Annotated in this window: 10 protein-coding genes; 5 read left to right on the plus strand and 5 right to left on the minus strand. The window is 38.0% G+C overall.

Features of this window, described 5'->3' with window-relative positions; all coding sequences use genetic code 11:
- Window positions 1–37: 37 nt before the first annotated feature.
- From purB to rplT, 5 genes are all read left to right on the plus strand, one after another.
- Window positions 38–1,381, plus strand: a complete 1,344-nt coding sequence (gene purB / locus LBQ60_08915; GenBank protein ID MDR2038030.1) for an adenylosuccinate lyase — start codon at window positions 38–40, stop codon at window positions 1,379–1,381.
- Window positions 1,382–1,418: 37 nt separating this feature from the next.
- Complete coding sequence (gene thrS / locus LBQ60_08920) at window positions 1,419–3,362, plus strand: threonine--tRNA ligase (protein MDR2038031.1); 1,944 nt, start codon at window positions 1,419–1,421, stop codon at window positions 3,360–3,362.
- A gap of 62 nt (window positions 3,363–3,424) precedes the next feature.
- Window positions 3,425–3,979, plus strand: a complete 555-nt coding sequence (gene infC / locus LBQ60_08925; protein MDR2038032.1) for a translation initiation factor IF-3 — start codon at window positions 3,425–3,427, stop codon at window positions 3,977–3,979.
- A 33-nt stretch (window positions 3,980–4,012) separates the two neighbouring features.
- Complete coding sequence (gene rpmI, locus LBQ60_08930) at window positions 4,013–4,210, plus strand: 50S ribosomal protein L35 (GenBank protein MDR2038033.1); 198 nt, start codon at window positions 4,013–4,015, stop codon at window positions 4,208–4,210.
- Between the two features lie 85 nt (window positions 4,211–4,295).
- Window positions 4,296–4,640 (plus strand): 50S ribosomal protein L20, encoded by a 345-nt coding sequence (gene rplT / locus LBQ60_08935; protein ID MDR2038034.1) that lies wholly within the window; start codon window positions 4,296–4,298, stop codon window positions 4,638–4,640.
- Window positions 4,641–4,764: 124 nt separating this feature from the next.
- Here the strand turns inward: rplT and LBQ60_08940 are convergent, their stop codons facing one another.
- The 5 genes from LBQ60_08940 to asnS all read right to left on the minus strand — a co-directional run.
- Window positions 4,765–5,319: a YcxB family protein gene (locus tag LBQ60_08940; GenBank protein ID MDR2038035.1), complete on the minus strand. Its 555-nt coding sequence runs from the start codon at window positions 5,317–5,319 to the stop codon at window positions 4,765–4,767.
- Window positions 5,320–5,334: 15 nt separating this feature from the next.
- Window positions 5,335–6,747: a 23S rRNA (uracil(1939)-C(5))-methyltransferase RlmD gene (gene rlmD / locus LBQ60_08945; GenBank protein ID MDR2038036.1), complete on the minus strand. Its 1,413-nt coding sequence runs from the start codon at window positions 6,745–6,747 to the stop codon at window positions 5,335–5,337.
- Window positions 6,748–7,037: 290 nt separating this feature from the next.
- On the minus strand, window positions 7,038–7,685 hold the full coding sequence (locus tag LBQ60_08950; protein ID MDR2038037.1) for a hypothetical protein: 648 nt from the start codon (window positions 7,683–7,685) through the stop codon (window positions 7,038–7,040).
- 4 nt (window positions 7,686–7,689) lie between these two features.
- Complete coding sequence (rpoN, locus tag LBQ60_08955) at window positions 7,690–9,129, minus strand: RNA polymerase factor sigma-54 (GenBank protein ID MDR2038038.1); 1,440 nt, start codon at window positions 9,127–9,129, stop codon at window positions 7,690–7,692.
- Between the two features lie 121 nt (window positions 9,130–9,250).
- Window positions 9,251–9,964: asparagine--tRNA ligase (gene asnS / locus LBQ60_08960; GenBank protein MDR2038039.1), on the minus strand; the 714-nt coding region annotated here is incomplete at its 5' end.

Consider the following 9,964-nt stretch of genomic DNA (forward strand, 5'->3'; position numbering starts at 1 on the left):
TTTTCATAATTTTGCTTTTTATTTATTTAAAATACCAATGGAATTAAATATCCTTTCCGCTATTTCTCCTGTTGATGGCCGTTACCGTAATAAAACGGTTCCTTTGGCAGACTATTATTCGGAATATGCTTTGATCCGTTACAGGATAAAAGTTGAAATCGAGTATTTTATTGCTTTGTGCGAAATACCATTACCCCAGTTACAGTCGTTCAATAAGTCGAAATATGACGCTTTAAGGAATATTTACCTGAACTATAACATAAGTGCTGCTGAACGGGTAAAATCCATTGAAGAAGAAACCAATCATGATGTTAAAGCCGTTGAATACTATCTGAAAGAAGAGTTTCGTAAACTGGATATTGAATCATATAGTGAATTCATTCATTTCGGGCTAACTTCTCAGGATATTAATAATACCGCCATACCTCTTTCCAATAAAGAAGCTATTGAACAGGTATACATTCCTTATTTCCAGGATATCATGTTACGGCTTCGTAATTTTTCTGATGCGTGGTCTTCAGTTCCGATGCTTGCACGTACTCATGGACAACCGGCCTCTCCAACCCGCTTGGGAAAAGAAGTCGCTGTTTTCATAGAAAGACTTGAAACACAATTCGACCAGTTCTCCATGATTCCTTTTTCTGCTAAGTTTGGTGGAGCTACAGGTAATTTTAATGCACACCACGTGGCTTATCCTGAGATTGATTGGATAGCTTTTGCCAATAATTTTGTGAGTCGGTCATTAGGATTAAAGCGTAGTCAGAAAACCACTCAGATAGAGCATTATGACAATATTGCAGCACAATGTGATGCATTAAAAAGAATCAATAATATCCTGGTAGATTTATGCCGTGATGTTTGGACATATATATCACAGGATTATTTCAAGCAAAAAATAGTGAAAGCGGAAGTCGGTTCATCAGCTATGCCTCATAAAGTAAATCCGATTGACTTTGAAAATGCGGAAGGGAACTTGGGGATCGCCAATTCGTTGTTCGAACATCTTTCGAGTAAATTACCGGTTTCCCGGTTACAGCGGGATTTGACAGATTCGACAGTATTGCGGAATATCGGAGTTCCGGTAGCACATACCATCATTGCTTTTAGTTCTTTATTCAAGGGATTGGATAAATTGATCGTTAATTATGCTGCATTGGATGCAGATCTTACGCGCAATTGGATTGTTGTAAGTGAGGGAATCCAGACGATATTGCGTCGCGAAGGCTTCCCTAAACCTTATGAAGCATTGAAAGAACTGACCCGTACAGGAGAAAGTGTTGATAAACAAAAATTAAATGATTTTATTGATACACTGGATGTATCACCGGAGGTGAAGGAAGAGTTGAAACAAGTCACTCCGTTTAATTATACGGGAATTTAGCCTGGAAAAATAGTATCTTTTTTATAAAAAGCTTTTTATGATAAAAATCACCTTTCCCGATGGGAATGTAAAGGAATACGAAAAAGGAATCACAGCGTTGGAGATTGCCCGGCAGATTAGCCGTAAATTAGCTGAAGAAGTCTTGGCGGCAAGTGTAAACGGAGAAACATATGACCTTTGCCGTCCGATCAATGAAGATGCCTCACTAAAACTTTATAAATGGGATGATCCGGAAGGAAAGCACGCATTCTGGCATTCTTCATCACATTTAATGGCTGAAGCGATCGAAGCCCTGTATCCGGGAACGAAATTCGGTATCGGACCAGCCATAGAAAACGGATTCTATTATGATGTCGATTTGGGAGAAGGGAAACAGCTTACAGATGCCGATTTACCGAAAATCGAACAAAAGATGATGGAGTTGGCCAGGGAAAAAACACCTTATCTTCGTCGTGATGTGTCGAAATCGGAAGCCATGGAGTATTTTTCTCAAAAAGGAGATGAATATAAAACCGAATTGATTTCCGATTTGGCTGATGGGACCATTTCTTTTTACAGCCAGGGTGATTTTACAGATCTATGTCGTGGTCCTCACTTGCCGGACACTACGCCTATTAAAGCGATCAAATTACTCAGTATTGCAGGTGCATATTGGCGTGGAGATGAAAAACGGAAACAGTTGACACGTGTGTATGGCATTACCTTTCCCAAACAAAAGATGCTTGATGAGTACTTGCAAATGCTTGAAGAAGCAAAATTAAGGGATCACCGGAAATTAGGGAAAGAACTGGAACTATTTATGTTTTCACAAAGGGTAGGACAGGGGTTACCCATGTGGTTGCCTAAAGGGGCTAAATTACGTGAGCGGCTGGAAGATTTTCTCAAAAAAGTACAGAAAGAGTATGGGTATGAACAGGTAATTACCCCACATATCGGCCAAAAGGAATTATATGTGACTTCGGGTCATTATGAAAAATATGGAAAAGATAGTTTTCAGCCTATCCACACGCCGCAGGAAGGTGAGGAATTCCTTCTGAAACCGATGAACTGTCCACATCACTGTGAGATGTACAAGTTCAAGCCTCGTTCTTATAAAGACCTTCCGGTTCGTTATGCCGAATTCGGTACAGTATATCGTTATGAACAAAGCGGCGAATTGCACGGATTAACGCGTGTTCGTGGTTTTACACAGGATGATGCACATATTTTTTGTCGTCCCGATCAGCTCAAAGAAGAATTTATCAAAGTCATAGAGATCATCTTTAGGATTTTTAAGGCTTTGGATTTTCAGGATTTTATAGCACAGGTTTCATTACGTGATCCTAATAATAAAGAAAAATATATTGGGAGTGATGAAAACTGGGAAAAAGCTGAAAATGCCATTATTGAAGCTGCTGCAGAAAAGGGACTTAATACGGTTGTTGAGTTAGGAGAAGCTGCATTTTACGGGCCGAAGCTTGATTTTATGGTTCGTGATGCACTTGGGCGTAAATGGCAGTTAGGAACTATACAGGTAGATTATAATCTACCTGAACGTTTCGATCTGGAATATACAGGTGCCGACAACCAAAAACACCGTCCGGTCATGATTCACAGGGCGCCTTTCGGTTCTATGGAAAGATTTGTTGCCGTTTTACTGGAACATACTGCCGGAAAGTTCCCGTTATGGCTCACTCCTGACCAGATAGTGGTCATGCCTATCAGTGAAAAATTTAATGATTATGCAAAAAAAGTTGTTGATTTTCTAAATAATTACGATATTCGCGCCTTAATTGATGATAGGAACGAAAAAATAGGTAAAAAAATACGTGATAATGAATTGAAACGTATTCCTTATTTGTTGATCGTTGGTGAAAAAGAAGAACAAAATCAAAGCGTTTCTGTCAGAAGACAAGGTGAAGGAGATAAAGGATCAATGTCTTTGAATGAGTTTGCCGATTCAATACAAGAAGAAGTGAGTCGACAGATAAATTCGTTGTAATCATCATATAAATATTAATACATATTAAAAATAACTCAGTAATCAATCCCTGCAAATCTTAGATGGCATATCAACAAGCTAGACCGCAAAAATCATCAACTCCTGAGTTGAGAATCAATCGTGAAATACGGGCGAAAACAGTTCGTTTGGTAGGCGATAATATTGAAACCCCTAATCAAGTAGTTCCAATAACCGAAGCTTTAAGAATGGCGGAGGAATTGGAATTGGATTTAGTTGAGATTTCTCCTACGGCCGATCCTCCTGTTTGTAAAATAGTTGATTACCAGAAATATCTGTATCAACAGAAGAAAAAGCAAAAGGAAATTAAGGCCAAAACAGTCAAAGTCGTAATTAAGGAGATCCGCTTTGGTCCACATACGGATGATCATGATTATAATTTTAAATTGAAACATGCCATCAATTTTTTGGACGAAGGGGCAAAAGTAAAAGCATTTGTCTTCTTTAAAGGGCGTTCTATTATTTATAAAGAACAAGGGGAGATACTTTTATTGCGTTTTGCCCAGGATCTGGAGGAGCATGCTAAAGTCGACCAGTTACCCAAACTTGAAGGAAAAAGAATGATCATGTTTCTTTCTCCGAAACCCAAAAAGAAATAGCCAATATATAAACATACATTAAAGTAGGAAGTAATGCCAAAAATGAAAACAAATTCCGGTGCTAAAAAGAGATTCCAGCTTACCGGAACAGGTAAAATTAAACGCAAACACGCTTTCAAAAGTCATATCCTGACTAAGAAAACGACCAAGCAAAAACGCAACCTCACACATATGACATTGGTTGCCAAGCCTGACGAGAACAATGTAAAATTGTTGCTTGGGCTTAAATAATTTTTAAAATAATAGTAATAACCAAGAGTGAATTAGCTTCAAAGAGCCTGGATATAGGCCGCTAACCATTCGAAAAAAATGAATTATGCCAAGATCAGTAAATTCAGTCGCCTCCAGGGCACGTCGTAAAAAACTTCTTAAACTCACACGGGGTAATTTTCTTGCCCGTAAAAACGTGTGGACTGTTGCAAAGAACACATGGGAAAAAGGTCAACAATATGCATACCGCGACCGTAGGAATAAAAAACGTAGTTTCCGTGCATTATGGATACAACGTATCAATGCCGCTGTAAGGCCTTTTGATATGTCATATTCGGAATTCATGGGAAAAGCAGGTAAAAAAGGAATTGCACTTAACCGTAAAGTGTTGGCCGACCTCGCTATGAATCATCCAAAGGCATTTGAAGCCGTTGTAAAAGCCGTAAAATAAATTTATGATATATTGGCTGTTTTAAAATTAGTATCATATTAATGATATCACAATAGCTTCCGTTTTGACGGAAGCTATTTGCGTTTTAGAAGTCCTCAGTAGTGATTTTCGTTCACAACAAATATTACTTCCATTTCCATTCAGGATTTGTATTTTGTTGAATAGTATTCTTGGAAGAAATATGATCCAATGCCTTTTTTATATCTTCTATGTTTTGAACCCCTTCTTTAGGTATAATCAGTGCTTGTCCCGATGATATATGCAAAAAATAATGGGTATTTATCTCATCTATTTCGCTAATTTGAGATAGATTGATCTTACTTTCTCCTGTTCTGTCACTTGTATATAAAAAATCTTCTCCAAAGGTGACCGTAATTTTTTCCCCGAAATTATTCTTAAAAATATCTTCAATATATCTCTTATAATGCCGTTTATAATACCATCTGGAAAAATAATGATACGAAAAACAGAATACAACCATAAGTATTAAATACGTAAGCGGAAGCGTGATGTTTTTGTATAATGCATATGACAATATTACTGCCATCATAAAGATAAAAATGATGTAAACATACCCTTTCCTTCTTGATGCTTTCACTCTTTTTGATTTCGATGCTGCATAGAGTTGATAGACCAGATAGTCATTTTCTTTGATGGTGTAGGATACCTCAATATTCATGATGCATTCTGGTTTTTAAATTTTTCTCTCTAGCATCACCACATTTTCTACATGATGGGTGTGTGGAAACATATCCACAGGTTGCACTGTTTTGATGTTATAATATTCCTGTATCAATGCCAGGTCACGTGCCTGGGAAGATGGATTACAGCTGACATATATTATTCTTTTCGGCATGGCAAACATCAGGGATTCTATAACTTTTCCATGTATGCCGGCACGGGGAGGGTCAAGAATCAGCACATCAGGCACACCGTGTTTTTGCACGAATTCGGTGGTAAATATATCCTTCATATCACCTGCAAAAAAGAACGTATTCTGGATTCCGTTAAGGGCTGAATTATATTTTGCATCTTCAATAGCCTCTTCTACATATTCAACACCTATCACCTTTCGCGCATGTGCAGCTATAAAATTGGCAATTGTACCAGTACCGGTATATAGATCGTACACTGTTTCCTTTCCGGTAAGTTGTGCCAGATCACGGACAATTTTATATAACTCATAAGCTTGTTTGGAGTTGGTTTGATAGAATGATTTGGGACCGACCTTAAACTTAAGGTGATCCATTTCTTCCATAATAAAAGGCTTCCCTTTATATAATTGTACTTCAAGATCGGCGAAACTATCATGGGGTTTAGGGTTGATCACATACATGAGCGAAGTGACTTCCGGAAAATGTTTCCAGACATAATCCAGTAATTTTTCACGTTGCTCTATATCTTCGTAGTGGAAATTTATGATTACCATTACTTCACCGGTAGATGAAGTGCGAATGACCAATGTCCGTAAAAAGCCTTCGTGGTTACGTAAATCGAAAAAAGACATGCCTTCCTGTAATGCAAAATTACGGATAGCCAAACGGATAGCATTAGACGGATCCGGTTGAAGGTAACATTGTTCAATATCAAGGACTTTGTCAAACATACCCGGAATATGGAATCCTAATGCGTTTCGGTTAATTATTTCACTATCCGATTCAATTTCCTGGGCAGTTAACCAACGATTGGATGAGAATGTAAATTCCAGTTTGTTCCTGTAAAAAAAGTTTGGGTCAGCGGCTAAAACCGGATTTATTCCGGGTACATCCAACTTTCCTATACGGATCAAACAATCCGATACATTCTTATGTTTATAATGAAGTTGTTTCTCGTAATCAAAATCCTGCCATTTACAGCCTCCGCAAGTATTAAAATCGGCACACCTTGGTTCTACCCGAAATTCAGAATAATTATTAATATGAACAACTACTCCTTCTACATACTTTTTTCGTTTTTTATGAACCCTGACATTAACATTATCACCGGGAACAGCATGTGAAACAAACACGACCAGATCGTCTATCTTTCCAACCGCTTTCCCGTCATCGGCTATATCGTGAATTGGGACATTTTCTATAATTAGCTGTGTTTTATTTTTCTTGGACATAATCAATAACTTGATTTATTTCTTGTTACAAAAAAACGTGCAAAAGTAAATAAAATATTAAATATGAGCAATTCGATATTGGATCATTACAGGATATATCCTTTTGTTAAATAAACGGTTATGGATGTAATCCATCCGGATCTTCACTATCGGCACTTTTACCTGCCCTTTCAATAACTCTCACAAAAACGGATTCCCGGCTACAAGAATAGATTGCAGCAAGTGCATAAAATAGAATAGACATATTAATTTTTATAAAAATAACCCCTATAATAGATCCGGAACAGTATTCAATACATGAAAAATGTTCCGAGTGTGATCACCAATCCCAATAAAGTTCCTGCATAATATTGCGCAGGAGTATGTGCGTTCAATTTAATCCTTGCATATCCGACAATTCCCACAACAATGATGGAACCTAACAGCATGGGTAACAATGATGGCGATAATAGTGTCAATGATGCCAGCATTCCGGTTATTCCGCCGATTCCTACACCGTGTATACTGATTTTCCATTGTAAAGATATGATGGAGGTCAGGAAAACAGCGATAGCCGAAGCCAAAACAAATTTTTGAATCATATATGGTGTATGCATTGAATGTAGCACCCAGTAAGCTATAGAATAAAATAACGCGATAACAATAAGAGGAGCGATGCGTTCTTTCCGGTCGGAAATGTAGATATCACTGATCCAATGATGCATCCAGTAGAACAGAAGGAGTGCTACCGGTAAAGCCAATGTGCATAATCCAACCACAGTCAGTATCACCTGTTTGGCTTGCATAGGCAACATAGTGATATACATTCCTGAGAAAAACAGGATGAATAAAGTTCCTATCACAGGCATCAATAAAGGATGGAATATAACAGACAGTATATTGGGTAACGCCTGCTTATTCCTGAATATTGAATTTGATTGTTTGATGGAAATTTTCACTATTTTACAACTGTTTTCTTAAACGGGCAACCGGAATGTTTAACTGTTCCCTATATTTTGCCACTGTTCGCCGTGCTATCTGGTAACCCTTTTCCTGAAGAATTGCCGCTAATTCATCATCAGTGAGCGGTTTACGTTTTGATTCGTTTTCAACACATTCCTGCAGGATTTTCTTGATTTCACGGGTAGACACTTCTTCTCCCGAATCGGTTTGCAAACCTTCTGAAAAGAAAAATTTTAAAGGAAATATTCCAAAGGGGGTCTGTACATATTTACTGTTGGCCACCCTTGACACTGTAGATATATCAAATCCTGTAGTATCAGCAATGTCTTTTAATATCATTGGGTTAAGTAATGCTTCGTCGCCACCGCTCAAAAAGTAATTTCTTTGATAATCCACAATGGCTTCCATGGTATGCATTAATGTATTTTGACGTTGTCTTATGGCTTCAATAAACCATTTTGCAGAATCCAGTTTCTGTTTCACAAAACTGACAGCATCCTTGGTTTGTTTGTCGGATTTATTTTTGCTGTAGGAATCAAGCATATCGGTATATGTACGGCTAACACGTAATTCAGGGATATTACGCGAATTCAGAGATAACTGTAAAGTACCGTCCTTGTTTTCCAGTATAAAATCAGGAATAATGTGTTCAGCAACCCTGTCAGATTGAAAGGATCCTCCAGGTTTGGGATTCAATTTCAGGATTTCGGAAATGGCGTTTTTTAATTCATTTTCACTGACTCCTAAACGAGACATGATCTTGTCATAATGCTTTTTGGTAAATTCATCGAAATGTTGGATCAAGATCTTTTTAGCCAATATAATATCCGGGCCTTCTTCCTTTTGTTGGAGCTGAAGCATCAGGCACTCCCGCAGGTCACGAGCCCCCACTCCCGGAGGATCAAATTCCTGGATTAAATGTAATACTTTTTCTAATTCTTCCTCAGATGTCTCTATACCGAGAGAAAAAGCCAGGTCGTCAACAATAGCGCTGATATCACGTCGCAGGTAACCGTCATCATCGATATTTCCAATCAGGTATTCTGCTAATGCCTTTTGCCGGCCATCTATGTTACGAAGACCCAATTGACTTTCCAACTGATCATGAAAGCTATTGCCGACAGAAAAGGGAATTTCGTTCTTTTGTTCTTCCTGGCTGAAATTTTTTGCGTTTAATTTATAAAGAGGAGTATCATCTGAACTAAGGTACTCATCTATGGATAAATCAGTATTATCACTATTGTCTTCCGCCTGCGAAGAGGCGTCGTCACTGTTGTCCTCCGTTTTTTCACGTCCTTCCTCCAAAGCCGGATTTTCCTCCAACTCTTCTTTTATGCGTTCCTCCAATTGCATGGTAGGTATCTCCAACAACTTGATCATCTGGATTTGCTGTGGAGATAACTTTTGAACCAGCTTTTGCTGTAGGCGTTGATTTAACATGAAAACATTTTTTGTTTACTGAAAAAACTATCCGATAAATTTTGCATTATAAAGATACAAAATTTTTATTGTATTTTCAATCTATTAAAATAAATTTTGAACAATAAAATGGTTTTTGAGATTAAAAATCAGCATTTTTAGGTGTCCTTGGAAAAGGTATGACATCACGGATATTCGCCATTCCTGTTACAAAAAGCAATAACCGTTCAAATCCCAGTCCAAATCCGCTGTGCGGAGCGGTTCCGAATTTGCGGGTTTCAAGGTACCACCACATATCTTTTTCCGGTATTTCTAATTCCTGAATACGTGTTTTTAGTTTGATATAATCTTCTTCACGTTGCGAACCACCGATAATTTCCCCGATTTTCGGGAAAAGTACATCCATGGCACGGACTGTCTTACCATCATCATTTTGCTTCATATAGAAAGCTTTGATTTCCCGAGGATAATCAGTCAGTATTACCGGTTTTTTAAAATGCTTTTCTACCAGGTAACGTTCGTGTTCGGATTGCAGGTCAACTCCCCAGCTTACCGGAAATTCAAACTTTTGCCCTGCTTTTTCTAGTATTTCAATGCCTTCAGTATAACTCAACCGGACGAAATCATTTTTTACAACGAAGCGGAGACGTTCCACTAACTCTTTATCATACATATCAGATAAGAATTGCAGATCATCCATGCAATTATCCAATGCATAATTGATCAAATATTTCAGGAACTCTTCCGCCAGATCCATATTCTCCTTGATTTCATAAAAGGCCATTTCCGGTTCAATCATCCAGAATTCCGAAAGATGACGTGGAGTATTCGAATTTTCAGCACGAAAAGTAGGTCC

The organism is Bacteroidales bacterium (genome assembly GCA_031275285.1).
Lineage (GTDB): Bacteria > Bacteroidota > Bacteroidia > Bacteroidales > UBA4181 > JAIRLS01.

Excerpts from the sequence above, each read along its gene's own strand:
- rpoN (MDR2038038.1), bottom strand. The coding sequence starts at position 9,129 with ATGTTAAATCAACGCCTACAGCAAAAGCTGGTTCAAAAGTTATCTCCA.
- infC (MDR2038032.1), top strand. The coding sequence starts at position 3,425 with ATGGCATATCAACAAGCTAGACCGCAAAAATCATCAACTCCTGAGTTG.
- rpmI (MDR2038033.1), top strand. The coding sequence starts at position 4,013 with ATGCCAAAAATGAAAACAAATTCCGGTGCTAAAAAGAGATTCCAGCTT.
- LBQ60_08940 (MDR2038035.1), bottom strand. The coding sequence starts at position 5,319 with ATGAATATTGAGGTATCCTACACCATCAAAGAAAATGACTATCTGGTC.
- rplT (MDR2038034.1), top strand. The coding sequence starts at position 4,296 with ATGCCAAGATCAGTAAATTCAGTCGCCTCCAGGGCACGTCGTAAAAAA.
- thrS (MDR2038031.1), top strand. The coding sequence starts at position 1,419 with ATGATAAAAATCACCTTTCCCGATGGGAATGTAAAGGAATACGAAAAA.
- rlmD (MDR2038036.1), bottom strand. The coding sequence starts at position 6,747 with ATGTCCAAGAAAAATAAAACACAGCTAATTATAGAAAATGTCCCAATT.
- purB (MDR2038030.1), top strand. The coding sequence starts at position 38 with ATGGAATTAAATATCCTTTCCGCTATTTCTCCTGTTGATGGCCGTTAC.